This window comes from Aeromonas sp. 97A, assembly GCF_051919185.1.
GTDB lineage: Bacteria > Pseudomonadota > Gammaproteobacteria > Enterobacterales > Aeromonadaceae > Aeromonas > Aeromonas veronii.
The window spans coordinates 3,545,775-3,570,000 of sequence record NZ_JBQBFF010000001.1 but is presented as its reverse complement, the minus strand read 5'-3'; the positions used below and the strand labels follow the sequence as shown (position 1 = coordinate 3,570,000).

At 60.1% G+C, this 24,226-nt stretch carries 21 protein-coding genes, 1 tRNA gene and 2 rRNA genes (1 of these 24 running past the window's edge); 14 read left to right on the top strand and 10 right to left on the bottom strand.

Going from position 1 to position 24,226, the window contains the following annotated elements; genetic code table 11:
• The 3 genes from ACTG27_RS16215 to ACTG27_RS16205 form a co-directional block, all read left to right on the top strand.
• A 23S ribosomal RNA gene (locus ACTG27_RS16215) occupies window positions 1–2,517 on the top strand; it begins 373 nt to the left of the window's first position.
• 122 nt (window positions 2,518–2,639) lie between these two features.
• Window positions 2,640–2,754, top strand: a 5S ribosomal RNA gene (gene rrf, locus ACTG27_RS16210).
• Window positions 2,755–2,849: 95 nt separating this feature from the next.
• Window positions 2,850–2,926: transfer RNA gene (locus tag ACTG27_RS16205), tRNA-Asp, on the top strand.
• A 265-nt stretch (window positions 2,927–3,191) separates the two neighbouring features.
• On the opposite strand, the gene ACTG27_RS16200 is transcribed toward ACTG27_RS16205, so the two are convergent.
• Together ACTG27_RS16200 and ACTG27_RS16195 are read right to left on the bottom strand one after the other, a co-directional pair.
• Window positions 3,192–5,774 (bottom strand): bifunctional acetate--CoA ligase family protein/GNAT family N-acetyltransferase, encoded by a 2,583-nt coding sequence (locus tag ACTG27_RS16200; RefSeq protein ID WP_439979961.1) that lies wholly within the window; start codon window positions 5,772–5,774, stop codon window positions 3,192–3,194.
• Window positions 5,775–5,847: 73 nt separating this feature from the next.
• A complete protein-coding gene (locus ACTG27_RS16195) occupies window positions 5,848–6,039 on the bottom strand; it encodes a hypothetical protein (protein ID WP_005339486.1) in 192 nt (63 codons plus the stop codon).
• A gap of 192 nt (window positions 6,040–6,231) precedes the next feature.
• Between ACTG27_RS16195 and ACTG27_RS16190 the strand changes: the two genes are divergently transcribed.
• Window positions 6,232–7,092, top strand: a complete 861-nt coding sequence (locus ACTG27_RS16190; protein ID WP_160881293.1) for an amino acid ABC transporter substrate-binding protein — start codon at window positions 6,232–6,234, stop codon at window positions 7,090–7,092.
• On the opposite strand, the gene ilvY is transcribed toward ACTG27_RS16190, so the two are convergent.
• A complete protein-coding gene (gene ilvY, locus ACTG27_RS16185) occupies window positions 7,081–7,974 on the bottom strand; it encodes an HTH-type transcriptional activator IlvY (RefSeq protein ID WP_005342097.1) in 894 nt (297 codons plus the stop codon). The genes ACTG27_RS16190 and ilvY overlap by 12 nt on opposite strands.
• Window positions 7,975–8,195: 221 nt before the next feature.
• Between ilvY and ilvC the strand changes: the two genes are divergently transcribed.
• Window positions 8,196–9,677, top strand: coding sequence for a ketol-acid reductoisomerase (gene ilvC, locus ACTG27_RS16180; protein WP_005355979.1), 1,482 nt, complete (start codon window positions 8,196–8,198; stop codon window positions 9,675–9,677).
• A gap of 169 nt (window positions 9,678–9,846) precedes the next feature.
• Here ilvC and pgi read toward each other — a convergent pair whose 3' ends face one another.
• The 5 genes from pgi to coaBC all read right to left on the bottom strand — a co-directional run bounded on the left by pgi (window position 9,847) and on the right by coaBC (window position 15,243).
• On the bottom strand, window positions 9,847–11,496 hold the full coding sequence (pgi, locus tag ACTG27_RS16175) for a glucose-6-phosphate isomerase (protein WP_005339491.1): 1,650 nt from the start codon (window positions 11,494–11,496) through the stop codon (window positions 9,847–9,849).
• A 338-nt stretch (window positions 11,497–11,834) separates the two neighbouring features.
• Window positions 11,835–12,671 (bottom strand): mechanosensitive ion channel domain-containing protein, encoded by an 837-nt coding sequence (locus tag ACTG27_RS16170; RefSeq protein ID WP_041210774.1) that lies wholly within the window; start codon window positions 12,669–12,671, stop codon window positions 11,835–11,837.
• Window positions 12,672–12,836: 165 nt separating this feature from the next.
• Entirely contained in the window at window positions 12,837–13,433 is a 597-nt protein-coding gene (slmA, locus tag ACTG27_RS16165; protein WP_005339495.1) for a nucleoid occlusion factor SlmA, read from the bottom strand.
• A 68-nt stretch (window positions 13,434–13,501) separates the two neighbouring features.
• Window positions 13,502–13,960, bottom strand: a complete 459-nt coding sequence (gene dut, locus ACTG27_RS16160; RefSeq protein WP_123174040.1) for a dUTP diphosphatase — start codon at window positions 13,958–13,960, stop codon at window positions 13,502–13,504.
• A gap of 80 nt (window positions 13,961–14,040) precedes the next feature.
• Entirely contained in the window at window positions 14,041–15,243 is a 1,203-nt protein-coding gene (gene coaBC, locus ACTG27_RS16155) for a bifunctional phosphopantothenoylcysteine decarboxylase/phosphopantothenate--cysteine ligase CoaBC (RefSeq protein ID WP_123174039.1), read from the bottom strand.
• A 147-nt stretch (window positions 15,244–15,390) separates the two neighbouring features.
• Here coaBC and radC point away from each other — a divergent pair, with 147 nt between their 5' ends.
• The 6 genes from radC (at window position 15,391) to ACTG27_RS16125 (ending at window position 19,053) form a co-directional block, all read left to right on the top strand.
• Window positions 15,391–16,065 (top strand): RadC family protein, encoded by a 675-nt coding sequence (radC, locus tag ACTG27_RS16150; protein WP_005339502.1) that lies wholly within the window; start codon window positions 15,391–15,393, stop codon window positions 16,063–16,065.
• A 136-nt stretch (window positions 16,066–16,201) separates the two neighbouring features.
• On the top strand, window positions 16,202–16,438 hold the full coding sequence (gene rpmB / locus ACTG27_RS16145) for a 50S ribosomal protein L28 (RefSeq protein WP_005307492.1): 237 nt from the start codon (window positions 16,202–16,204) through the stop codon (window positions 16,436–16,438).
• A gap of 11 nt (window positions 16,439–16,449) precedes the next feature.
• Window positions 16,450–16,617, top strand: coding sequence for a 50S ribosomal protein L33 (gene rpmG, locus ACTG27_RS16140; RefSeq protein WP_005307500.1), 168 nt, complete (start codon window positions 16,450–16,452; stop codon window positions 16,615–16,617).
• A gap of 93 nt (window positions 16,618–16,710) precedes the next feature.
• A complete protein-coding gene (locus tag ACTG27_RS16135) occupies window positions 16,711–17,166 on the top strand; it encodes a hypothetical protein (protein WP_139429835.1) in 456 nt (151 codons plus the stop codon).
• Between the two features lie 24 nt (window positions 17,167–17,190).
• Window positions 17,191–18,003 carry a bifunctional DNA-formamidopyrimidine glycosylase/DNA-(apurinic or apyrimidinic site) lyase gene (gene mutM / locus ACTG27_RS16130; protein WP_021231536.1) on the top strand — a complete coding sequence of 271 codons (813 nt, stop codon included), beginning with the start codon at window positions 17,191–17,193 and terminating at the stop codon, window positions 18,001–18,003.
• Between the two features lie 114 nt (window positions 18,004–18,117).
• Window positions 18,118–19,053: a VirK/YbjX family protein gene (locus ACTG27_RS16125; RefSeq protein WP_439979960.1), complete on the top strand. Its 936-nt coding sequence runs from the start codon at window positions 18,118–18,120 to the stop codon at window positions 19,051–19,053.
• 88 nt (window positions 19,054–19,141) lie between these two features.
• Here the strand turns inward: ACTG27_RS16125 and coaD are convergent, their stop codons facing one another.
• Entirely contained in the window at window positions 19,142–19,627 is a 486-nt protein-coding gene (gene coaD, locus ACTG27_RS16120) for a pantetheine-phosphate adenylyltransferase (protein ID WP_005357393.1), read from the bottom strand.
• A gap of 134 nt (window positions 19,628–19,761) precedes the next feature.
• Here coaD and ACTG27_RS16115 point away from each other — a divergent pair, with 134 nt between their 5' ends.
• Window positions 19,762–20,799, top strand: a complete 1,038-nt coding sequence (locus ACTG27_RS16115; RefSeq protein ID WP_252413458.1) for a glycosyltransferase family 9 protein — start codon at window positions 19,762–19,764, stop codon at window positions 20,797–20,799.
• Window positions 20,800–20,850: 51 nt separating this feature from the next.
• On the opposite strand, the gene ACTG27_RS16110 is transcribed toward ACTG27_RS16115, so the two are convergent.
• Entirely contained in the window at window positions 20,851–21,627 is a 777-nt protein-coding gene (locus ACTG27_RS16110; protein ID WP_204380396.1) for a glycosyltransferase family 2 protein, read from the bottom strand.
• Between the two features lie 276 nt (window positions 21,628–21,903).
• Between ACTG27_RS16110 and waaF the strand changes: the two genes are divergently transcribed.
• Together waaF and waaA are read left to right on the top strand one after the other, a co-directional pair.
• On the top strand, window positions 21,904–22,938 hold the full coding sequence (gene waaF, locus ACTG27_RS16105; protein ID WP_204380395.1) for a lipopolysaccharide heptosyltransferase II: 1,035 nt from the start codon (window positions 21,904–21,906) through the stop codon (window positions 22,936–22,938).
• 1 nt (window position 22,939) lies between these two features.
• Window positions 22,940–24,205, top strand: a complete 1,266-nt coding sequence (waaA, locus tag ACTG27_RS16100) for a lipid IV(A) 3-deoxy-D-manno-octulosonic acid transferase (protein ID WP_236317848.1) — start codon at window positions 22,940–22,942, stop codon at window positions 24,203–24,205.
• Window positions 24,206–24,226: the final 21 nt, after the last annotated feature.

Genomic DNA, 24,226 nt, shown 5'->3' with positions numbered 1-24,226 from the left:
GACACGTGACATCCTGTCTGAATATGGGGGGACCATCCTCCAAGGCTAAATACTCCTGACTGACCGATAGTGAACCAGTACCGTGAGGGAAAGGCGAAAAGAACCCCTGTGAGGGGAGTGAAATAGAACCTGAAACCGTGTACGTACAAGCAGTGGGAGCCCTTCGGGGTGACTGCGTACCTTTTGTATAATGGGTCAGCGACTTACATTTTGTAGCGAGGTTAACCGTATAGGGGAGCCGTAGGGAAACCGAGTCTTAACTGGGCGTCTAGTTGCAAGGTGTAGACCCGAAACCGGGTGATCTAGCCATGGGCAGGTTGAAGGTTGAGTAACATCAACTGGAGGACCGAACCCACTAACGTTGCAAAGTTAGGGGATGACCTGTGGCTGGGGGTGAAAGGCCAATCAAACTCGGAGATAGCTGGTTCTCCCCGAAAGCTATTTAGGTAGCGCCTCGGACGAATACTACTGGGGGTAGAGCACTGTTTGGGCTAGGGGGTCATCCCGACTTACCAACCCCATGCAAACTCCGAATACCAGTAAGTAATATCCGGGAGACACACGGCGGGTGCTAACGTCCGTCGTGAAGAGGGAAACAACCCAGACCGCCGGCTAAGGTCCCAAAGTTCTGGTTAAGTGGGAAACGATGTGGGAAGGCTCAGACAGCTAGGATGTTGGCTTAGAAGCAGCCATCATTTAAAGAAAGCGTAATAGCTCACTAGTCGAGTCGGCCTGCGCGGAAGATGTAACGGGGCTCAAACCAGGCACCGAAGCCGCGGATTCACACTTATGTGTGAGTGGTAGGGGAGCGTTCTGTAAGTCTGCGAAGGTGTATCGAGAGGTATGCTGGAGATATCAGAAGTGCGAATGCTGACGTAAGTAACGATAAAGGGGGTGAAAAGCCTCCTCGCCGGAAGACCAAGGGTTCCTGTCCAACGTTAATCGGGGCAGGGTGAGTCGACCCCTAAGGCGAGGCCGAAAGGCGTAGTCGATGGGAAGCAGGTTAATATTCCTGCACGACTTGTAATTGCGATGGGGGGACGGAGAAGGCTAGGTGGGCCAGGCGACGGTTGTCCTGGTGAAAGTGCGTAGGTGGTGTTTCCAGGCAAATCCGGAGACACAACACTGAGACACGAGACGAACACACTACGGTGTGGAAGCCATTGATGCCCTGCTTCCAGGAAAAGCCTCTAAGCTTCAGATTACAAGTCATCGTACCCCAAACCGACACAGGTGGTCGGGTAGAGAATACCAAGGCGCTTGAGAGAACTCGGGTGAAGGAACTAGGCAAAATAGAACCGTAACTTCGGGAGAAGGTTCGCTCTTGACAGTGAAGTCCCTTGCGGATGGAGCAGTTGGGAGTCGCAGTGACCAGATGGCTGGGACTGTTTATCAAAAACACAGCACTCTGCAAACACGAAAGTGGACGTATAGGGTGTGACACCTGCCCGGTGCCGGAAGGTTAATTGATGGGGTTAGCGCAAGCGAAGCTCTTGATCGAAGCCCCGGTAAACGGCGGCCGTAACTATAACGGTCCTAAGGTAGCGAAATTCCTTGTCGGGTAAGTTCCGACCTGCACGAATGGTGTAACCATGGCCATGCTGTCTCCACCCGAGACTCAGTGAAATCGAATTCGCCGTGAAGATGCGGTGTACCCGCGGCTAGACGGAAAGACCCCGTGAACCTTTACTACAGCTTGGCACTGAACATTGAACCTACATGTGTAGGATAGGTGGGAGGCTTTGAAGGCGTGACGCCAGTTGCGCTGGAGCCGTCCTTGAAATACCACCCTTGTATGTTTGATGTTCTAACGCAGGGCCCTGAATCGGGCTCGCGGACAGTGCCTGGTGGGTAGTTTGACTGGGGCGGTCTCCTCCCAAAGAGTAACGGAGGAGCACGAAGGTTGGCTAATCCTGGTCGGACATCAGGAGGTTAGTGCAATGGCATAAGCCAGCTTAACTGCGAGACGGACAGGTCGAGCAGGTACGAAAGTAGGTCATAGTGATCCGGTGGTTCTGAATGGAAGGGCCATCGCTCAACGGATAAAAGGTACTCCGGGGATAACAGGCTGATACCGCCCAAGAGTTCATATCGACGGCGGTGTTTGGCACCTCGATGTCGGCTCATCACATCCTGGGGCTGAAGTCGGTCCCAAGGGTATGGCTGTTCGCCATTTAAAGTGGTACGCGAGCTGGGTTCAGAACGTCGTGAGACAGTTCGGTCCCTATCTGCCGTGGGCGTTGGATGATTGAAGGGAGTTGCTCCTAGTACGAGAGGACCGGAGTGAACGAACCTCTGGTGTTCGGGTTGTCACGCCAGTGGCACTGCCCGGTAGCTAAGTTCGGAATCGATAACCGCTGAAAGCATCTAAGCGGGAAGCGAGCCCTGAGATGAGTCATCCCTGACCCCTTGAGGGTCCTAAAGGGCCGTTGGAGACCACAACGTTGATAGGTGGGGTGTGTAAGCGCGGCGACGTGTTGAGCTAACCCATACTAATTACCCGTGAGGCTTAACCATACAACACCCAAGAAGTGTTCTAAGGCTTGTAACAGATACCAAGCGAACTACTCAAATTCAGTGATAGTGACAAGCCAAGCGCAACATCACTACTCACGTCAGCTTTCTAGATTAAGAATTTGCCTGGCGGCCATAGCGCCGTGGAACCACCTGATCCCATGCCGAACTCAGAAGTGAAACGCGGTAGCGCCGATGGTAGTGTGGCATTCGCCATGCGAGAGTAGGACACTGCCAGGCACCCAATTAAACGGTGATGTGAAAACACATAGCCGGCTGCGAGGATGACACCTCAGAAGAAGCGGCAAATGATTTAGCGCAAGCTAACCGAATGCGGAGCGGTAGTTCAGTCGGTTAGAATACCGGCCTGTCACGCCGGGGGTCGCGGGTTCGAGTCCCGTCCGCTCCGCCACTAATTTGAAGGCCTTCCCGAATGGGAAGGCCTTTTTGCTATGGGCGTTTTTATCAAGTGACCCACAGGTTTGCATACCAGCACAAATACCAAAGCCCGGCTTAATGACCGGGCTTTGGTATTTTTAGCGTGTTAAACAGCCAACGTTTGGTTTTTACCTGCCAAGAGAGGGCCAGATAGCCGGTTATTTCCACCATTTTCTGGCTATATTCGAGCCTTGTTAGCTTCATTTGCAGCCAATTGAGCGAGTCTACAGGCGGTCAAATCAGCCTTCTGCTGTCTGCTGACTACAGGGCAGTTCCATATTGACCACCCCCTCTTCCATTTGCACGTCGATCTTGAAGCCAAGCCGTTTGGCGAGGTTGACCATGCCGCGATTGCTGGGCATGGTCATGCCGGATAGCTGGCCAATCCCTTGCTCTTTGGCGTAACGGATGATCTTCTCCATCATCAATTTGCCGAGCCCCACCCCTTTCAAGTCCGATCGCACCAGAATGGCAAACTCGGCATCGCTCAGGTCCGGGGTCGAGATAGCGCGTACCACGCCGAGGATTTGATCCTGCAGCTCGCCATCTTGCCCCACAGCCACGAAGGCCATCTCCCGGTCGTAATCGATCTGGGTCATGCGAGCCAGCTCTTCGTGGCCCAGCTCGCCCACATCGGCGAAGAAGCGTTTGTACCTGTCTTCATCGGAGACTTGCAGTACGAACTGCTTGTGAGCAGGCTCATCTTCCGGCCGGATCGGGCGCAGCAGGATATGGCGCTGATCTTTAAGCCAGGCACCCTCCTCCAGTTCGGTAGGATAGGGGCGGATCGCCAGTCGGTTGCTGGTCGGGATGGTGGGGTCACTCAGTGTGAGGCTGGCATCCAGCACCACCATTTCGGCGCCGTACGCTTGCAGCGGGTGCAGGTCCAGCTCCTGAATCTCAGGAAAGGCGAGCAGCAGTTCGGAGAGCTGGCAGAGCACCTGACCGAGGGCATCGATATCCAGTCGTTCCGGTGTGGCCTGCTCACGGATCTTGCGGCTCTTGATCGCACCGATGATCTGGTAACGAGCCAGTGCCTGATTGAGCGGTGGCAGGGCAGCCACCATCTCCTGCGGTTCGGCGCCCGACTCACCCAGCAGAATGACGGGGCCAAAGATGGCGTCTTGCTGGATCCGCACCCGCAGCTCCAGGCCGCCGCTGCGGCGAGCCATGCGTTGCACCAGCAAGCCTTCGATGCGGGCGCCCGGATCATGCTGTTTGACCCTGTCCAGAATGGCATCCGCAGCTTGCGCCACTTCGGCCGAGGTGCGCAGATTGAGCACCACCCCGTGCACGGCAGACTTGTGCAGGATGTCGGGTGAGCGCAGCTTCACCGCTACCGGATAGCCGATCTGCTCGGCGGTCAGGGTCGCTTCGATGGCGTCGGTGACGATCCAGGTTGGCAGGGTCGAGAGACCGGCGGCTTGTAAAATCGGGTGCACCAGATGGGTATCCAATCTTAGCTGTTTGCGCTCCTGCGCTTGGCGGATCAGCTGCTGGCACAGCTCGACATTGAGCTGGTTGCCATGCAGGGAGGCGGGGGTCTCCATCAACTGCTTCTGGTTGCGGCGGTATTCCACCATGTGCATGAAGGCGGCCATGGCGCTTTCCGGTGTGCGGTAGGTCGGGAAGCCCGCTTCGGTAAAGAGTTTGCGTCCCTCCTGCGCCGAGTATTCACCCGCCCAGTTGGTGAGGATGTTGAGACGGCGCGCTCTGGGGTGCTGTTTCAGATGGGCAATAAGATGGCTGGCCAGCGGCGCGCTCGGTGCCGTGAGCGAGGGGGCGTGGATGATCAGGATGGCGTCGATGCCATCTTCCTGCAACACGTTGTCCAGCGCCTCCTGATAGGTGGTGATGGTAGCATCGCTGCCAATATCGAGCGGCGGGCGAGCCAGCTTGCCGCCCCGCTCCAGCAGCACATCCACCGCCATATTGGCCAGCCCGCGGCCGTTGGAGATGATGGCGAGTCGCTCTCCCTTGAGGGTCATGGAGTGGCTGAGGGTTTCCACCGCGGCAAACAGTTCGTGGGTATCCCGTACCCGCAACATGCCGGCGCGGCGGATGGCGGCATCATAGACGTTGTCGAGGCCGTGGGCCGGATCGTGGCGCCCGCTTTTCAGTACCAGGATCGGCTTGTTGCGCGAGGCTGCTCGCGCTGCCGAGAGAAAGTGGCGGGCGTCGTGCAACTTGTCCATGTAGATCAAAATGGCGCGGGTGACGCTATCGCGGGAGAGTTGATCCAGCAGCTGGCCGAAGTCGATGTCGCAGTGATCACCAAGGGAGATGAAGGCGGAAAAGCCCAGTTCATGCTGCTTGGCCCAATCCAGAATGGTGGTGCTGACGGCGGCGGATTGCGACAGAAAGGCGACCTGCCCCGGCTTGGCGGCAGTGGGGGAAAAGCTGGCGTTGATCCCCTGGCCGGGCAGCAGCATTCCCATGCTGTTGGGGCCGAGCAGGCGAATGTCATATTGCTGGCAGACCCGTTTCAGCTCCAGTCGCTCCTCGGGGGAAAAGTCGGCGGCCAGTATGATGGCAGCCCCCGCGCCCTTTTGGCCGAGCGCTTCCAGCAACGGCAAGACCCGCTCCCGCCTGGTGCAGATGATGGCGAGATCCGGGGTCAGCGGCAGGCTGGCAATATCGGGATAGGCCAGCACGCCGGCGATGGCCTTGTTGCGCGGGGTGACGGGGAGGATGGGCCCTTTGAACTGGCCCGCCAGCAGGTGGCGCACAATTACATGACCCGCCTTGAGCGGGTCGGTCGAGGCGCCGATCACGGCGATTGAGTGGGGTTTGAACAGCCGATCCAGACCGCTTGCTTTCATGGGCACTCCCGACAAAAGGGGGAAGATACCAGTCTAATACGCCTTTGCTGCGGGTTCTGTGACCGGATCCTGATCACCGTTTGTTCAGGGCATTGGCACGCAGATAAAAGCGCAGTTCGCCCTGCACCCGGCGAATGGCTCCCAGGTGGCGTTCCTGCAGATAGATATCCTGCTCCCGGTCGAGCGCCGTACTGGGCACGCCCATGCTTTGCAGATACTCGTCAAACAGGGTTGAACCCTTGATCTCTACCAGATGCTGTTTCATGGCTCTCCTCCCTGCGCCTTGGCGTGTGTTGATGAACGCCCAGTCTGCGATGACCTGCCGGGTTTGCCTATTGTCACTTTTGACACGAGATTTGACACGAGAGCGCTCACACATCTTTCAGAGAGGGCGCCGTTGAGGTGCTGGCTGGCGTTATAGTATGGCGAGGAGCATGAGGCACGGATGGTGCGCAGGATGATCAGAGTCTGGTGGTGGTGCATGGCACTGTGGACGGTTGGCGCAACGGCAACCGAGCAGCCTATCCGCGCCTGGAATCTGCTGCTGGATCACCCCAACCCCGCCGTCGTCCAGTTGTTGCGCCTCTCCCTCGATCTCACCGTGCCAGAATATGGCCCCTATCAGCTGGTCTCCAGTCCGCAAATGGAGCAGGGGCGGGCGGTGAAGGAGCTGCGCAGCGGCGAGCTGGTTCAGGTCGGTGTTTTTGCCCCCGATGGTGAGCGAGAGCGTGAGTTGCTGGCAATCCACATTCCGCTGGCCAAGGGGCTGCTGGGGTGGCGGGTGTGTCTGGTTCGGCAGGGGGATGAGGGGCGTTTTGCCGCGATCGGATCGTTGGCGGACTGGCATCGCGCCGGGCTCTCCATCGGTCAGCATAGATCCTGGCCAGACACCCAGTTGCTGCGGGCTAACGGCCTCAAGGTGACGGTGGGCAATCTTTATGAAGCGCTGTTCAACATGCTGCGCAAGAAGCGTTTTGACTGCTTCCTGCGTTCGGTCATCGAGATCGAGGATGAGCTCAGGCAGCATCCCGATCTCGCCATCGAGCCCCGTCTGGTATTTCGCTACCCGTTGGCGCTGCTCTTCTTTGTCTCGCCAAAATATCCGGAGCTGGCCCAGCGCATCGAGCTTGGCCTGCTGCGGGCGCGGCAGTCTGGTGCTTTTGACCGGGTCTTTGAAGAGGGATTCGGCAGCACCATTCGGCGGCTGAAACTGGATGAGCGGGTGCGCCTCGAGCTGCACAACCCCGACTTGCCGCTGCCCAGCCGCATTATGATGGCCGATCCGGCCCTTATCTATAAACCGGTGTCAGCGCAGTGAGCCCTGATTCTGCGCGGTATCCCAGAAGGCGCGGATCAGCGGTTCTTCCAGCCGCTTCTTGAGTACCCCGATCCCCACATCAAATGGTTTGAAGGCTGGCTTGAGGTCGATGATCCGCACCTTGTCGCCGAGCGGGCTGTGGTCGATTACCGCCGCCGGTACCAGCCCCACGCCACAACCAAGCGCCACCATGGCGACGATTCCCTCGTTGCCCGCCACTTCGGCATAGATGTTGGGCGCTATCCCCTTGTTGCGAAACCATTGATCGCTGCGTTTGCGGGCCAGCCCCTGCTCGGAGAGGATGACTGGCAACTGCTCCCAATCAGGTTCTCCCTGACGGAACCACTGGTTCAGTTGCGGGGCGTTGCGCGGTGCGATAAAGACCAGCGGCACCAGCTGCAGGCTGGCGAACTCCAGCTTGGCGGGCAGGGCATCGGGGCGAGCGGCGATGGCGAGATCGGCCTCGTCGGCCAGAATCTTGTCCACCGCCAGCGCCGGGTCGCCGGTCTCCAGCTTGATCTCCAGCTGGGGGTAGCGGCGGCGAAAGCGCTCCAGCACCTCGGGCAGCAGAAAGTAACTGGCAGTGACCGAGCAGAATACCCGCAGCCGCCCCTGCAGCGGTTCATCGCTACGTTTGAGCTCCTGCTTGAGCTGGCGCCACTCCTGCAACAGGCCGCCGCCAAACTCCCGCAGTTTCTCGCCGGCAGGGGTGAGCCGCACCGAGCGGTTGTCCCGCTCGAACAGGATGCAGCCTGTCTCCTGCTCCAGCCGCTGGATGGCGCGACTCAGGGTGGAGGGGCTGACCGCCATGGCATCGGCACTCTTGCCGAAATGAAGGGAGTCGGCGAGGTGGAGAAACAGCTCGAGATTGCGAAGATCCATCTTTCAGCTCCTGGCGCGGCATATGTGCCCGATATCCAGCGGTTGGCGGCTTGTTTCTGCCATCTCGCGGTACATTCAGCAGGCAATTATGAAGGGTGATCGTTTCAGTTATTGCAACGTACTGTTTCGAATATATCAGTTCAGGCAATAAGTGTCCCGCGCTATAGTGGTTCAGACAACGCCGCTATCCGGCATGGAATCAATCGAACGGAGCAATCACCATGGCTAACTATTTCAACACCTTGAACCTGCGTCAGCAGTTGGCCCAGCTGGGCAAGTGTCGTTTCATGCAGCGCGAAGAGTTCGCGGACGGCTGCAACGTGCTGAAGGGCAAGAAGGTGGTGATTGTGGGCTGTGGTGCCCAGGGTCTGAACCAGGGTCTGAACATGCGCGACTCCGGGCTGGATATCTCCTACGCCCTGCGCAAGGCCGCCATCACCGAGAAGCGTGCCTCCTGGCAGAAAGCCACCGACAACGGCTTCGCGGTCGGTACCTATGAAGAGCTGATCCCGACTGCCGATCTGGTGCTGAACCTGACTCCGGACAAGCAACACTCCGACGTGGTCAAAACCGTGATGCCGCTGATGAAGCAGGGCGCCGCGCTGGGTTACTCCCACGGCTTCAACGTGGTGGAAGAGGGTCAGCAGATCCGCTCCGACATCACAGTCGTGATGGTTGCGCCGAAGTGCCCGGGGACCGAAGTGCGTGAGGAGTACAAGCGCGGTTTCGGCGTACCGACCCTGATCGCCGTTCACCCGGAGAACGATCCCAAGGGCGAAGGCATGGCCATCGCCAAGGCGTGGGCCTCTGCCACCGGCGGCGACCGTGCCGGGGTGCTGGAATCCTCCTTCGTGGCGGAAGTGAAATCTGACCTGATGGGCGAGCAGACCATCCTCTGCGGCATGCTGCAGGCCGGTTCCCTGCTCTGCTACGACAAGCTGGTTGCCGAAGGCACAGACCCGGCCTACGCCGGCAAGCTGATCCAGTTCGGCTGGGAGACCATCACCGAAGCCCTGAAGCAGGGTGGCATCAGCCTGATGATGGACCGCCTCTCCAACCCGGCCAAGCTGCGCGCCTTCGAGCTCTCTGAGCAGCTCAAGACCCTGATGCGCCCGCTGTTCGAGAAGCATATGGACGACATCATCGCCGGTGAGTTCTCCCGCGGCATGATGGCCGACTGGGCTGAAGATGACGTCAAACTGTTCACCTGGCGTGAAGAGACTGGCAAATCCGCCTTCGAAAACGCGCCGGCGTTTGCAGGCAAGATTGCCGAGCAGGAGTACTTCGACAATGGCGTGGTGATGGTGGCCATGGTCAAGGCGGGTGTCGAGCTGGCGTTCGAGACCATGGTGGCCTCCGGTATCTACGAGGAGTCTGCCTACTACGAATCCCTGCACGAGTTGCCGCTGATCGCCAACACCGTTGCCCGCAAGCGTCTGTACGAGATGAACGTGGTCATCTCCGATACCGCCGAGTACGGCAACTACCTGTTTGCCAACGCCGCCGTGCCCTTGCTACGCGAGCACTTCATGCCGACCCTGAAAGCGGGCGATCTGGGTGCCAGCAAGGCGGAAGGGCAGAGCGTCGACAACCTGGCGCTGCTGGCGGCCAACGAAGCGACCCGTAACCACCCGATCGAGAAAATCGGCCAGGTACTGCGTGGTTACATGAAAGACATGAAACGCATCGCCGTTGGCGGTTAAGCCAGCATCGGGCTGGAGGATGAAGGGGCGGGGATGACGATCCCCGTCGCCGGTCGGACTGGACACCCGCTCGGCCAGCCAGAAAAATCAGCCTGACAGTCATAAAAGATGGTCATAAAAAAGCCCCGCTCATCGAGCGGGGCTTTTGCATTCAGAAAGGCTGGATAAATCAGGCTTTCCACGCTTTCCAGGTGTTGATCAGACCGTTGGTGGAGCAGTCGTGGCTGGTGACAGCCTCGTTGTTGCCCAGCTCCGGCAGGATCTTGTTGGCCAGCTGTTTGCCCAGCTCCACGCCCCACTGGTCGAAGCTGAAGATATTCCAGATTGCGCCCTGTACGAAGATCTTGTGCTCGTACATGGCGATCAGGGCACCCAGGGTTTTCGGGGTCAGGCTCTTGAACAGGATGGAGTTGGTCGGGCGGTTGCCTTCGAACACCTTGAACGGCACCAGATCCTTGACCTGCTCCAGGGTTTTGCCTGCAGCCAGGAACTCGGCTTCAACCTCTTCCTTGCTCTTGCCGAAGGCCAGCGCCTCGGTCTGGGCGAAGAAGTTGGCCAGCAGTTTCGGATGGTGGTCACCGATCGGGTTGTGGCTGATGGCCGGCGCCAGGAAGTCGCAGGGGATCAGCTTGGTGCCCTGATGGATCAGCTGGTAGAAGGCGTGCTGGCCGTTGGTGCCCGGCTCACCCCAGATGATGGGGCCAGTCTGGTAGTCAACCGGCTTGCCGTTGCGATCCACGTACTTGCCGTTGGACTCCATGTTGCCCTGCTGGAAGTAGGCAGGGAAGCGGTGCATGTACTGGTCGTACGGCAGAATGGCTTCGGATTCGGCACCGTAGAAGTTGTTGTACCACAGGCCGATCAGCGCCAGCAGCACCGGCACGTTCTGCTCATAGGAGGCAGTGGCGAAGTGCATGTCCATCTCGAAGGCGCCTTGCAGCAGGGCTTCGAAGTTCTCGAAACCGACAGACAGGGCGATGGGCATGCCGATGGCAGACCAAGAGGAGTAGCGGCCGCCAACCCAGTCCCAGAACTCGAACATGTTGTTGGTGTCGATGCCGAACTCGGCCACGGCCTTGCCGTTGGTGGAGAGGGCCGCGAAGTGCTTGGCAACGTGGGCCTTGTCACCGGCGATGTTGATGAACCAGTCACGGGCGGTCAGGGCGTTGGTCATGGTCTCCTGGGTAGTGAAGGTCTTGGAGGCCACCAGGAACAGGGTGGTTTCCGGATCGATCTTCTTCAGGGTCTCGGCGATGTGGGTGCCATCGACGTTGGAGACGAAGTGCATCTGCAGGTGGTTTTTGTAGGGACGCAGTGCCTCGGTGATCATCACCGGGCCCAGATCTGAGCCACCGATACCGATGTTGACCACGTGCTGGATCGCTTTGCCAGTGTAGCCTTTCCACTCGCCGGAGATGATCTTCTCGCAGAAGCCCTTCATCTTGGCCAGTACGGCGTTCACTTCCGGCATCACGTCCTTGCCGTCGCACTCGATGGGGCGGTCGGAGCGGTTGCGCAGGGCCACGTGCAGTACGGAGCGGCCTTCGGTCATGTTGATCTTGTCGCCATTGAACATGGCATCGATCGCGCTGCGAAGATCGGTCTCTTTGGCCAGATCAACCAGCAACTTGAGGGTTTCTTCGGTGATCAGGTTCTTCGAGTAATCAACCAGGATGTCGCCGCCGAAGGTAAGGGAAAACTTGTCAAAGCGCTTCGGGTCCTGCGCGAACAGATCCTTGAGTCGGGTCTCTTTGTTTGCTGCAAAGTGGGCTTCCAGTGCCTGCCAGGCCTGGGTTTGGGTTGGATTGATATTTTTCATAGGATTCCTGAAATGCCAAGTTGTGTTTGAACCTTGCAGGCAAGGTCCCGCCAAACCTTATTATCCGAGCATTATAGCGAGCCGGCCGAGCGGCCCGTGTAACAGAGTTTTACCGATTGTCTTTTACCGCAATGGGGCAACCGTCGGGAGTATACAACCAGAACATCGGGATTATGAGTCACGAAAGCAAGGGGGATCTTGCGCTCGCTCATGATTGGGGCTGGCCCGCGGCTCTGAAATTGTTTTCATTCCGCCGGCCTGATTATGCAGCGGATGGCGCGCCAGAAATGACAATGCCAGCCCGAAGGCTGGCATTGTGGGTTGCTGCTTTACCGCGATTACGCCTGCGGTTTTTGCATGTGCATCACCATCTGCGGGAAGGGAATTTCGATCCCTTCGGCATCAAAGGTGAGTTTCACCTTCTCGTGGAAGTCGAACCAGACACCCCAGTAGTCGCCGGTCTTGACCCACGGGCGCACCACGATATTGACCGAGGAGTCGGCCAGCGCGGCGACGGCGATGGTGGCTGCCGGATCTTTCAGGATGCGCGGCTCTTCGTTCACCAGGCGCTCGAGGATCTGCTTGGCCTTGCGCAGGTCGGAGCCGTAGCCGATGCCGAAGGTCATATCGACGCGGCGGGTATCCATGCGCGAGTAGTTGACGATGGTGCCGTTGAGGATGGCGGAGTTCGGTACTACCACCATCTTGTTGTCACCGGAGGTGAGGGTGGTGGTGAACAGCTGAACGGATTGCACCACGCCAGACGTGCCAGCCACTTCGATAAACTCGCCCGCCTTGATAGGGCGGAAGATGATCAGCAGGAAGCCGGCGGCAAAGTTGGAGAGCGAGCCTTGCAGCGCCAGACCGATGGCCAGACCGGCGGCACCGATGATGGCGACGAAGGAGGCGGTCTGCACCCCGACCCGGCCCAGCGCGGCGATCACCACGAACACCAGAATGGCGTATTTGAGGATGCTGCCAACGAAGTGGGTGACGGTGGTGTCGAGCTTGCGCGCCTGCATCACTTTTACCACGCCACCGCTGAGCAGATTGGCGGCGATATAGCCGACCAGCAGGGTGAGCAGGGCGGCCGCGATGTTGACGGCATACTCGATCAGCAGGCCCTGGTTATTGACCAGCCAGGTCTGCGCTTCGGTAATGATTTCGGGTTCCATAGGATGTCCTTTCGGGTGCTAAAGGTTTATGGCGCATGAATCTAACATCGCAGCGCGACAGTCCGGGTCGCATCTGGTGCTTATTTTACTGCCATAAAAAGCTGTCACAAAAAAGAAGGGAGGCCAAGGCCTCCCTTCTTCATGCTCGGTGAAAAGCGCTGCCGCTCAGCTCTGCAGCAGCTGGCTGCGGATAAACTGCCACTGATCCTCGAAGCCGGCGGTGGGCTTGAGCTTGAACTCGGAACGGACAAACTGGCTGATGCGGCCTTCGGTATAGGCCAGCAGCAGATTGGCCAGCATGGTCTCGTCGAGCTGGAAGCCCTGACCTTCACGCAGCCGCTTCTCGCGCAGTACCTGCTTGATCTGGGTCTCCAGCTTGTCAAACAGGATGCTGATGCGATCCCGCAGCCGATCGTGCTCACCCAGCAGGGCGTCGCCGTTGAGGATACGGGTGATGCCGGGATTGCGCTCGGCGAACACCAGCAGCAGCTGCAGGATGTGGTGGCAGCGCGCCATGGTGTCTTTCTCTTCCGCCATGATCAGATTGACCCGTGACAGCAGGGAATCCTCGATAAAGTCGATCAGCCCCTCGAACATCCGCGCCTTGCTTGGAAAGTGTCGATAGAGGGCTGCTTCAGAGACGCCGACCTCGGCCGCCAGACGGGCCGTGGTGATACGCTGACCCGGACTGGTTTCCAGCATATGGGCGAGCGCCTGCAGGATCTGATCGCGCCGACTCTGTTTCTGATTACTGCTTGCCATGGATTCCCCTAAAAAAACAATGGCTTGATTCTATTATTAGGCACCGCCCATCGGGCTGGTGTGGTCTGTTATTGGCGACCAGAAGAACCAAAACCGCCTTCACCCCGTTCGCTCTGATTGAACTCATCGACCAGTTGGAAGCTGGCCTGAACTACCGGCATGATCACCAGCTGGGCGATGCGCTCGCCGGGTTGCATGATGAACTCATCTTTGCCGCGGTTCCAGACCGAGACCATCAGCTGACCCTGGTAATCGGAATCGATCAGACCGACCAGGTTGCCCAGCACGATGCCGTGCTTATGGCCGAGGCCGGAGCGGGGCAGGATGGTGGCACACAAACCCGGATCCTGGATGTGAATGGCCAGACCGGTCGGCACCAGAGTGGTATCGCCCGGAGCCAGAGTCAGCGGTGCATCCAGCAGGGCACGCAGATCCATACCGGCAGAGCCCGGTGTGGCGTAGGCGGGCAGCGGGTACTCGGTACCGATACGGGCATCCAGAATCTTCAGTTCAATTTGTGTAGTCATGAATCGCTTTTTCAGTTGGATCTTGTATTGGCGTCCCTCTTGGCGGGCGGGGCGCCGTGAGTCTTGTTCTTTCGGGACGCTCAGTGCCGGTAGTGGCGTGCAATCAGGGCGATCAGGTGACGGGCCAGCGTCAGCTTGTCGGCCAGCGGCAGCGGGGCCTGGCCCCCTTGCCAGAACACGGTCAGGGCGTTGTCATCGGCGTTGAAGCCTTGCCCCTCGCGGGACACATCGTTGGCGGCGATCATGTCCAGCCGCTTACGCTGCAACTTGTCGAGGGCGTATTGTTCCACATCCACGGTTTCGGCGGCAAATCCGACGGTGAAGGGTTTGTCTGAAAGGGCTCCAACGGCCGCTATGATGTCGGGGTTTTTCACCAGCTTCACCACCATCTGGTCGTTGCCGCCGGTCTTCTTGATCTTCTGGCTGGCGACCTGTTCGGGGCGGTAGTCGGCCACCGCCGCGCAGCCGATGAAGAGGTCGCACTCGCCGACCCGGCTCATCACCGCCTGATGCATCTGCTCGGCGCTCTCGACATCGATGCGGGTGACGCCTGCCGGTGTAGTCAGCGTCACCGGGCCGCTCACCAGCGTCACTTCGGCGCCCGCTTCACGGGCAGCTCGGGCGATGGCGTAGCCCATCTTGCCGGAGCTGTGGTTGCTGATGTAGCGCACCGGATCCAGTGCCTCGCGGGTTGGTCCTGCGGTGAGCAGCAGCTTGACGCCCGCCAGCAAGGGCTCGGCGGCCAGCTGCTGGCAGCAGCGATCCACCAGTTCGAGGGGATCCAGCATCCGCCCCGGGCCCACATCGCCACAGGCCTGGCTGCCGGCATCCGGCCCCCACAGCAGAATGCCGCGGCTGGCCAGGGTCTTGAGGTTGGCCTGGGTGGCGGCGTTGAGATACATCTGCTGGTTCATGGCTGGTGCCAGCGCGATGGGCGCCGGAGTGGCCAGACAGAGGGTGGTCAGCAGTTCGTCGGCCATGCCGGCGGCCATCCGTGCCATCAGGTTGGCGCTGGCGGGGGCGATCAGTACCAGATTGGCCCACTTGGCCAGTTCGATATGGCCCATGCCCGCTTCGGCAGAGGGATCCAGCAGGCTGTAGGCCACCGGATGACCGGAGACCGCCTGCAGGGTCAGCGGGGTGATGAACTCCTTGGCGGAGCGGGTCATCACCACCCGCACTTCGGCGCCCTGATCTTTCAGGCGGCGTACCAGCTCGGCACTCTTGTAGGCGGCGATCCCGCCACTGACACCCAACAGGATGCGTTTATCGGCCAATCTCATCTGCTGTTTCTCTATCCGGCTCATTCTGACTGGTCGGCTAAGATACCACAGGCAATGGATGACGACAGGGGTTGGCATCAAGGGGTGTGGTCGGGCGCGCGCAATTTTTTGCTATGTTTTTTCTCAACAGGGATGAGGGAGAGACAAATGAGCATCAAAGAGTGGCCGGAAGATGAACGCCCCAGAGAGAAGCTGCTGCGTCAGGGGCCCGCGGCGCTCTCCGATGCCGAGCTGCTCGCCATCTTTCTGCGCACCGGCGTCAATGGCCTGAGTGCAGTGGATCTTTCACGTAATCTATTGAATCAATTCGGCTCTTTACGCAGTTTGCTGGGGGCGGATCAACGGGCATTCTGCGAGGCGCACGGCCTTGGCCCGGCCAAATATGCCCAGTTGCAGGCGGTGCTGGAGATGGCCAGACGCCATCTGGCCGAGCAGCTGCAACGGGGCGATGCGCTCACCTCGCCCCAGCTGACTCGGGACTATCTGCAGGCCCAGCTGCGGGATCGGCCGCGTGAGGTGTTTGCCCTGCTGTTGCTCGACAATCAACACAGAGTCATTCAATTTGTTGAGCTTTTTTTCGGCACCATCGACTCGGCGAGCGTCTGGCCAAGAGAAATCGTGCAGATCGCGCTCAAACATAATGCAGCCGCGGTGATTCTGGCGCATAATCACCCGTCCGGCGTCGCCGAGCCCAGTAGGGCCGACCGCCAGATCACGGATCGGATCACGGCCGCTTTGGCCCTGATCGATATCAGAGTGCTGGATCACTTGGTGATCGGTGATGGCATCACGGTTTCTTTTGCCGAGCGCGGTTGGCTATAACTGTGCTCTGGCACCGTATTAGTTGATCTTTGATCACGGATGCTGTATAAAATGCCGCCTTCTGTTTGCCCCGCAATCGAAGGCCAGCGGGGCAGATATTTGCTCGAGCAATGAAGTAAGATTTGGAGAGACTGACATGTCTAGAGTATGCCAAGTAACCGGCAAGCGCCCGGCAGTTGGTAACAACCGTTCGCACGCTAACAACGCCACCAAGCGTCGTTTCCTGCCGAACCTGCACACTCACCGTTTCTGGGTTGAGAGTGAAAAACGCTTCGTAAGCCTGCGCGTATCCGCAAAAGGCATGCGTATCATCGACAAGCGTGGCGTTGAAGTGGTTCTGGCTGAACTGCGCGCCAGCGGTGTTAAGGTATAAGGAATTAGATCATGGCTAAAGGTATTCGCGAGAAAATTCGCCTGAACTCCAGCGCCGGTACTGGTCACTTCTATACCACTACCAAAAACAAGCGCACCATGCCCGAAAAAATGGAGATCAAAAAGTTTGATCCCGTTGTTCGTCAGCATGTGATCTACAAGGAAGGCAAAATCAAGTAATTACTTGATGCTGCATTCCCAAAAACCCGGCTTCGTGCCGGGTTTTTTTATGCGCCGAATTCAGTACACTGCCGGTTCAAAGGGAGGCTTGTCATGTTCAAATTGAGCCGCAAAGGCTGGAATAACGTGATCATTGTGGTGGTGCTGATCGTGATCACCCTGTTGCATCGTATGGAGACTGCCCAGCAGGAGAACAGCGCCAAGCGCGCTCGCCCCTTGCTGCCGGATGCGGCCGTGGTGCTCACCTGGCAGGGGCCGAGCTGGCAGATTGAGCGGATTGGTCAGGGCTGGCGCAGCGTGCCGGATCTGGCGCTCGACACTGCGCAACTGGATGCCCGTCTGGCGCGCTGGCAGAGCTGGTTGCTGCCTCCCGGCGAGGTGGTGCGGGGTACCCCGGTGACCATCAAGGTGTGGATTGCCGGCCAGAACGATCCGATCGAGATCGGCCTCTATCAGAACAGCGGTCAGTATGGTGCCCAGCTGCCCTCCGGTCTCTGGCTCACCCTCACTGCCGAGCAGTATCGCGATCTGCTGCGTCCTGCCCCCTGAGTTCCTTTTCCTTGCGAGGTGCCCATGCCTGAATTGCCAGAAGTTGAAGTCAGTCGTCAGGGGATCTCCCCCTGGCTCACCGGTATCAAGGTGACGCGTGTAGTGGTGCGGGATGGCCGCCTGCGCTGGCCGATCCCCGGTGAGATTCAGGAGCTGGTGGACCTCACCATCCATCGGGTGCGTCGCCGTGCCAAATACCTGCTGCTGGAGACCGATTTCGGCACTGCCATCCTTCATCTGGGGATGTCCGGCAGCCTGCGGGTGCTGGATATCGGCACGCCAGCCGAGAAGCACGACCACGTGGATATTGAGCTGGAGAATGGCAAGCTGCTGCGGCTCAACGATCCGCGCCGCTTCGGCGCCCTGCTCTGGACTCGCGAACCGGCCGAAGCCCATGCGCTGCTCGCCAAGCTGGGGCCCGAGCCGCTCACCGATGCCTTCAGTGCTGATTACCTGCGTGAGCGCGCCAAGGGACGCAGCACCGCCATCAAACAGTTCCTGATGGACAATCAGGTGGTGGTCGGGGTGGGCAACATCTACGCGAATGAGGCGCTCTATGCTGCCGGCATTCACCCCAAACGGGCGGCGGGCAATATCAGTGCCGAGCGGCTGGGAACCCTGGTGGCCGAGATCAAGCGCGTGTTGGCCGAGGCGATTCGCCAGGGCGGCACTACCCTCAAGGATTTCACCAGCGCCGATGGCAAGCCGGGCTATTTCGTGCAGCAGTTGCAGGTTTATGGCCGTGGCGGTCAGCCCTGTTTCCACTGTCACACCCTGCTGACCGAGACAAGAATGGGCCAGCGCACCACGGTTTTTTGCAGTCATTGCCAGCGCTGAGCGCACTTTTTGCCCCGATCCGGGGGAAGTTGTAACAGCGTATTTCCACTCTGTTGAAGATTTGCACAGCTGTCACTAGTATCCCGACCGTTCAGGCGGTTTGAGAATATAAAAATGACAGTTAAATCAATAGACTGGGAATATTTATCCCGGCAGGAGCGCTATTGCGCAAAATCCATGGCCCGCTTCCTCTACCCCGAGGGATGTGACCGGAAAACCTTCAATCGCGGCAAGTTCGTGCTGCGCAGCCTGCTCTATCGCAAGTCGCTGAGCCGGGTCTTCAGCCTGTTTCAGTGCGACTCGCTCAAGGCGCTGCCAGCGGTCTATCCCGAGCTGCTCGACAAGCCGATGCGCCCCTATCGCTTCGCCTGTGCCAGCGCCCGTGAGCGGGCCGAGATGCTGGAAAATCACTACCGTTTGCTGCTGGAGTGCTACCCGCAGTTGATCGACCCCCTCTATCTGGGCGAGGGGATCGAACTTGGTCACTATCCCCAGAGCGGCTGCCGCATTCTGCTGCGCCACGATGGCACCTTCCGCCGCGAGGCCGAGCTGGCGCTCTCCATCGTCAACGGCGAGGGGCAGCGCCTCTACAGTTGCGCCTTTTCGCTGGCGGGTAGCGTGGATCGTTTGATTCTGATGATCGGCTCCATGCAGGGGCCGGAGCCTGCGGTCGACAATGCTCAGGAGCGGGTGCGCGAGCTGACCAAAGAGGGGCACGGCCTGCGGCCCAAATCCCTGCTGGTGCAGCTGGTGCTGCAACTGGCGCAGAGCATGGCGGCGGCGGAGGTGCTGGCGGTGCGCAAGCGGGCCCACGTGTTTCAGGCCAAGCGCTACAGCAGCAAGCAGAAAGCCAATTTGCAGGCCGATTATGACGAGCTGTGGCAGGAGTTCGACGCCCGGGATGTGGATGCCAACTTCGTCGCCCTGCAAGCCCAGCCGCGCAAGCCGCTGGAGGAGATCGCCTCCAAGAAGCGGGCCATGTATCGGCGCCGCTACGAGTGGCTCGATCTGCTGGTGCAGGAGATGAATGAGCGGTTTGCCCGTCAGTAACCGGCAAGCAGGCTGGCCTCTCCATGCGAGAGAAACAACAAGGGCTACCCGCGGGTAGCCCTTGTTGTTTCTGCCATCAGGGGAGGAATTAGCGCTGTTGCTGTTTGGCTGCGATGGCCTGGGCCACCACGGGATCGACAAACTGGCGGATGTCGCCACCGTGCAGCGCCACCTCTTTCACCAGAGTGGAGGAGATAAAGGAGTTCTCCTCGGCTGGGGTGAGAAAGACGCTCTCAAGCGTGGGCATCAGGCGACGGTTCATATTGGCCAGCTGAAACTCGTACTCGAAGTCGGAGACGGCGCGCAGGCCGCGGATCAGCACGTTGGCCTGATGCTCTTTGGCAAAATCGACCAGCAGACCGGAGAAGCCCACCACCTTGACGTTGGGAAGCTGGCTGGTCACTTGCTGGACAAGCTGGACACGTTCTGCCAGATCGAACAGCGGGCGCTTGCTCGGGCTGTTGGCGACCCCGACCACCACCTCGTCAAACAGCTTGGCGGCGCGGCCGATGAGATCGGCGTGGCCATTGGTAACGGGATCAAACGTCCCGGGATAAATCACCCTGGTAGTCATCTTTGCGGTCCTGCAACCTGGAAATTTGGTCGCATTATAAGGTCGTCGCTTGAGAATAGCAGTGCATCAGGCAAGAATACGCCATCGCGCATCAAGCCTCCCTGCATTGGTGACAGGGAGCAAAGGGATTTTTTATGAAACGTATTCTGGTCGTTCGCAATGACAAGATTGGTGACTTCATGCTGGCGTGGCCGAGCTTCGCCATGCTCAAAGGCTCCATGGAGTGTCATGTGACTGCCCTGGTTCCAGCCTACACGGCGCCGCTGGCCAGGCTCTGCCCCTGGATTGACGAGGTGATCATCGATCCGGGCGTGCGTGCCGACAAGGAGCAACAGCGGGCGCTGCTGGCGCGGATCAAGGCGGCTGCGTTCGACGCGTCCATCTGCCTCTTCTCCAACTCCCGCAACGCCATGCTGGTGTGGAAGGCGCACATCCCTTACCGGCTGGCCCCGGCGACCAAGCTGGCGCAGGTGCTCTACAACCAACGTCTGGTGCAGCGCCGCTCCCGCTCCCAGAAGCCGGAGTCCGAGTACAACCTGGAGCTGATCCGCCGCTTCCTGGCCGATCAGCAGGTGGCCGTGGTGGAGCCCAAGACCCCCTTCCTGCAGTTCGATGACGAGATCCTGCGGCAGGTGCGCGAGCAGTTGGCACTCAAGCTCAAGCTCGATGCCAGCCGCCCCTGGCTGATGGTGCATGCCGGTAGCGGCGGTTCGGCCAACAATCTCTCCATCGAGCAGTATGCCCGCATCATCATCAAGCTCAATCAGGCCTGCCCCGAGCTGCAGTGCGTGCTGACCGCAGGCCCGGGCGAGGAGAAGATGGCTGAACAGCTGGCGGCCGAGCTACTGGCTCACGGCGGCAACGGCTGGATCTACCGCTCCAGCGATGGTCTGCCGATGTTCTGTCAGGTGCTGGCCAACGCCGCTTTGTTTATCGCCGGCAGTACCGGCCCGCTCCATATCGCTGGGGCGCTCGACGTGCCGACCATCGGTTTCTTCCCGATGCGCCGCTCCGCCACTCCGCTGCGCTGGAAGCCCCTCAACAGCGAAGGGCGCCACCTTGCCTTCAGCCCGCCGGAGGATAGCGACCATCCTGAGGATATGAGCCAGCTCGATCCCAAGACCATGGTGCCGGTGATGGCCCGCTGGGCGGCGCCTTTCTGGCGCAAATAACGTATGCAGCAATGCAAACAGGGCCCCGCGGGGCCCTGTTTCGTATGACGGTTATTCCGGCTGCTGCGGTTGCTGGCGTACCCAGAGGTCGGCGTATTTGACGAAGGTGGAGTGGGCGGAGAGGATCGCCAGCAGCAACCCCTGCTTGCCATCGAGGAAGCCCGCTTTGAGCAGGTACATCTTGAGGAAGCAGCCAACAGCATGGATCAGCCCCTGACTGAGGGAGCCCTTCTTGCCGCGAGCGGTGCGCTGATCGGCCCAGGCGCGGGCATAACCGGCGGATTTCACCAGATAGTGCTCCAGATCCCGATAGGTGAAGTGGAGCAGGTCGCCATGAATATTGACGATCTTCATGTTGGCCCGCACTTCCACCTTTTCGTGCACCAGCGCCTCGTTGTAGCTGGTGAGCGCCTTGGGGTAGAGGCGCAGCACCCGATCCGGATACCAGCCACTGTGGCGGATAAAGCGGCCAAACACCCAGGAGAGGCGCGGGATCGAGTAGATGGTATCGCTGGCCGGATTGGCCATCACCTCGGCGATGGCGGTTTTCAGCTCGGGGGTGAGCCGCTCGTCGGCATCCAGCCACAGCACCCAGTCGGACTGCACGTGGGACTGGGCCAGTCGGCGCTGTTTGCCAAAGCCGGGCCACTTGGCGTTGATGAAGAAGCGGGCGCCAAATTCGGCGGCGATGGCCGGGGTCTCGTCCTGACTGCCGGAGTCCAGAATGACGATCTCGTCCACCAGTCCGTCGAGGGAGGCGAGGCACTTGCGCAGGTTGTCGGCTTCATTCTTGACGATCAGAACGGCAGCCAGAGTCGGTTTTTTCACGAATGTGGGCTCACGGTTATTGCCCGGCTGGCGGGTCGAATGCGTATTGATGGGCCATTCTAACGGAAAAACGGGCCAAAGAGAGAGCCGCCATTGCCCGTTTCTATCAGCTGTTTGCCTGTCTCGTCACGTCCGGTTGGAAGCGGGGCACCGCTGGAAAAATGGGGTGACGGCAACGTCTGCCAAGGATCTTCTGTTATTTATCCAGTCATTCTTGGGGCATAATCTCGCCCAGTGATGATTAACAGCCGGGCCAGTCCCGAGAGAAGACGCGTGATGAAAATATTGGTGATCGGCCCCTCCTGGGTCGGCGATATGGTGATGTCCCAGAGCCTCTACAAGGCGATCAAGGCCAACCATCCGGAGTGTGAACTGCACGTGATAGCCCCCGCCTGGTGCTGCGCCCTGCTGGAGCGGATGCCGGAGGTGGACAAGGCGATCACCATGCCCCTCGGCCACGGTGACTTCAAGCTGGTGGCGCGCCGCCGCCTCGGCAAGCAGCTGGCGGCGGAGAAGTACGATCAGGCCATCGTCCAGCCCAACTCCATGAAGTCGGCGCTGATCCCCTGGTTTGCCCGCATTCCGGTCCGTACCGGCTGGAAGGGCGAGAGCCGCTACGGTCTGCTCAATGACCTGCGCAGCAACAAGTCCGCCTTCCCGCTGATGGTGGAGGGCTATCTGGCGCTCGCTTATCCCAAGGCGCAGATGAAGAGCCGGGCCGATATCCCGACCATTCCGCACCCGGCTCTCCACGTCGATTTGATCAACCAGAGCAAGGCGCTGGAGCGGCTGGGACTGGATCGCGCTCGCCCGGTGCTGGTGCTCTGCCCCGGTGCCGAGTTTGGCCCGGCCAAGCGCTGGCCGGAGGGGCACTATGCCGTGGTGGCCCAGCAGCATCTGGACGAAGGGTGGCAGGTGTGGATCTTCGGCTCCAACAAGGATGTCCCGGTAGCCAATACCATCCGGGATCGGGTCAACCTGCTAACTCGCCCCAACTGCCACGTGCTGGCGGGCAAGACCAGCCTGCACGAGGCGATCGATCTGATGGCGCTGGCCAGCCGGGTCATCTCCAACGACTCCGGCCTGATGCACATCGCTGCCGCCCTCAACCGGCCGCTGGTGGGCGTCTATGGCTCCACCTCGCCGCTCTACACCCCGCCGCTGGCGGATCGGGTCGAGATCGTTCACACCGACATCGAGTGTCGCCCCTGCTTCAAGCGCACCTGCAAGTTCGGCCATCTCAAGTGCCTGATCGACCTGGCGCCGGAGCAGGTGGTCGATGCCTGCAAGAAGCTGGAGCAGAGTCAGTAAGATGCCCTACCGTCTGCTCTACAACCTGCTGATCCATCTGGGATTGCCGCTGGCGCTGCTGGCCCTCTACAAGCCGAAGAAAGGCAAGCCCGGCTTTGGCAAGCGCTGGGCCGAGCATCTCGGGCGGCTGCCCGCCACCGGACAGGAGGCGCCGCTCTGGATCCATGCGGTGAGCGTGGGGGAGACGCTGGCCATCACGCCGCTCATTCGTGCCCTCAAGGCGGAGCGGCCCGATCTGCCGATCCTGCTCACCACCACCACCCGCACCGGCGCCGATCAGGCTGCCAGGCTGGGGGATCTGGTGAGCCATCGCTACGCGCCGCTTGACTACCCCTGGGCCATTGCGGCCTTTCTCGACACCTTCAAGCCGCGCGCGCTCTGGGTGATGGAGACCGAGCTGTGGCCGAACTGGCTGGCCGCCTGCGAGGCGCGCCACCTGCCGGTGACCATCATCAACGCCCGTCTTTCCGAGCGATCCTGCCAGCGTTATGCCCGCTTCCACGGCGCCTTCGACGCCCTGAGCCGGCCGCTGACCCATCTGCTCTGCCAGCATCAGGATGATGCCGACCGCTTCGCCCGCCTCGGCATCGATCGTTCGCGGCTGGCGGTGACCGGCTCCATCAAGTTCGATATCCAGTTTGGTGACGAGGTGCAGGCCAAGGGGCGTGCCCTGCGCCAGCAGCTGGGGACGGATCGGCCGGTCTGGATCGCCGCCAGCACCCATCAGGGTGAGGACGAGCAGGTGCTGGCCGCCTTCGATCTGCTGCTCAAACGCCACCCCGCTGCGCTGCTCATTCTGGTGCCGCGCCACCCCGAGCGGTTCGACCGGGTGGGCGAGCTGTGTGCCCCTTACGGCTGCGTGCGGCGCACTGATGGTGCTGCGGTGAGTGCGGAGGATAAGGTCTATCTCGGCGATACCATGGGCGAGCTGCCGCTGATGCTGGCGGCGGCCGATGTGGCCTTCGTCGGCGGCAGTCTGGTGAAGATCGGCGGTCACAACCTGCTGGAACCGGCGGCGCTCGGCAAGCCCTGTCTGACGGGGCCCGCCTACTTCAACTTCAGCGATATCACCCGCCAGCTGGTGGCTCAGGGTGGCGCCGCCATCGTGGCCGATGCCGCCGAGCTGGGCGAGCAGGTGAGCCAGCTGTTTGCTGATGCAAGCGCCCGCCGCGAGATGGGCGAGCAGGCCCGCGCCGTGGTGCTGCGCAATCAGGGAGCGCTGGCGCGCACCCTCTCGCACTGCCTCACTGCGTTGGAGAACGACTGAGTGTCAGCCTTTCATACAGCC

Excerpts from the sequence above, each read along its gene's own strand:
- ilvC (WP_005355979.1), top strand. The coding sequence starts at position 8,196 with ATGGCTAACTATTTCAACACCTTGAACCTGCGTCAGCAGTTGGCCCAG.
- coaD (WP_005357393.1), bottom strand. The coding sequence starts at position 19,627 with ATGACTACCAGGGTGATTTATCCCGGGACGTTTGATCCCGTTACCAAT.
- waaA (WP_236317848.1), top strand. The coding sequence starts at position 22,940 with ATGCCCTACCGTCTGCTCTACAACCTGCTGATCCATCTGGGATTGCCG.
- ACTG27_RS16190 (WP_160881293.1), top strand. The coding sequence starts at position 6,232 with ATGATCAGAGTCTGGTGGTGGTGCATGGCACTGTGGACGGTTGGCGCA.
- waaF (WP_204380395.1), top strand. The coding sequence starts at position 21,904 with ATGAAAATATTGGTGATCGGCCCCTCCTGGGTCGGCGATATGGTGATG.
- ACTG27_RS16200 (WP_439979961.1), bottom strand. The coding sequence starts at position 5,774 with ATGAAAGCAAGCGGTCTGGATCGGCTGTTCAAACCCCACTCAATCGCC.
- ACTG27_RS16115 (WP_252413458.1), top strand. The coding sequence starts at position 19,762 with ATGAAACGTATTCTGGTCGTTCGCAATGACAAGATTGGTGACTTCATG.
- rpmB (WP_005307492.1), top strand. The coding sequence starts at position 16,202 with ATGTCTAGAGTATGCCAAGTAACCGGCAAGCGCCCGGCAGTTGGTAAC.
- ACTG27_RS16135 (WP_139429835.1), top strand. The coding sequence starts at position 16,711 with ATGTTCAAATTGAGCCGCAAAGGCTGGAATAACGTGATCATTGTGGTG.
- ilvY (WP_005342097.1), bottom strand. The coding sequence starts at position 7,974 with ATGGATCTTCGCAATCTCGAGCTGTTTCTCCACCTCGCCGACTCCCTT.
- ACTG27_RS16170 (WP_041210774.1), bottom strand. The coding sequence starts at position 12,671 with ATGGAACCCGAAATCATTACCGAAGCGCAGACCTGGCTGGTCAATAAC.
- ACTG27_RS16195 (WP_005339486.1), bottom strand. The coding sequence starts at position 6,039 with ATGAAACAGCATCTGGTAGAGATCAAGGGTTCAACCCTGTTTGACGAG.
- mutM (WP_021231536.1), top strand. The coding sequence starts at position 17,191 with ATGCCTGAATTGCCAGAAGTTGAAGTCAGTCGTCAGGGGATCTCCCCC.
- dut (WP_123174040.1), bottom strand. The coding sequence starts at position 13,960 with ATGACTACACAAATTGAACTGAAGATTCTGGATGCCCGTATCGGTACC.
- rpmG (WP_005307500.1), top strand. The coding sequence starts at position 16,450 with ATGGCTAAAGGTATTCGCGAGAAAATTCGCCTGAACTCCAGCGCCGGT.
- slmA (WP_005339495.1), bottom strand. The coding sequence starts at position 13,433 with ATGGCAAGCAGTAATCAGAAACAGAGTCGGCGCGATCAGATCCTGCAG.
- radC (WP_005339502.1), top strand. The coding sequence starts at position 15,391 with ATGAGCATCAAAGAGTGGCCGGAAGATGAACGCCCCAGAGAGAAGCTG.
- ACTG27_RS16125 (WP_439979960.1), top strand. The coding sequence starts at position 18,118 with ATGACAGTTAAATCAATAGACTGGGAATATTTATCCCGGCAGGAGCGC.
- pgi (WP_005339491.1), bottom strand. The coding sequence starts at position 11,496 with ATGAAAAATATCAATCCAACCCAAACCCAGGCCTGGCAGGCACTGGAA.
- coaBC (WP_123174039.1), bottom strand. The coding sequence starts at position 15,243 with ATGAGATTGGCCGATAAACGCATCCTGTTGGGTGTCAGTGGCGGGATC.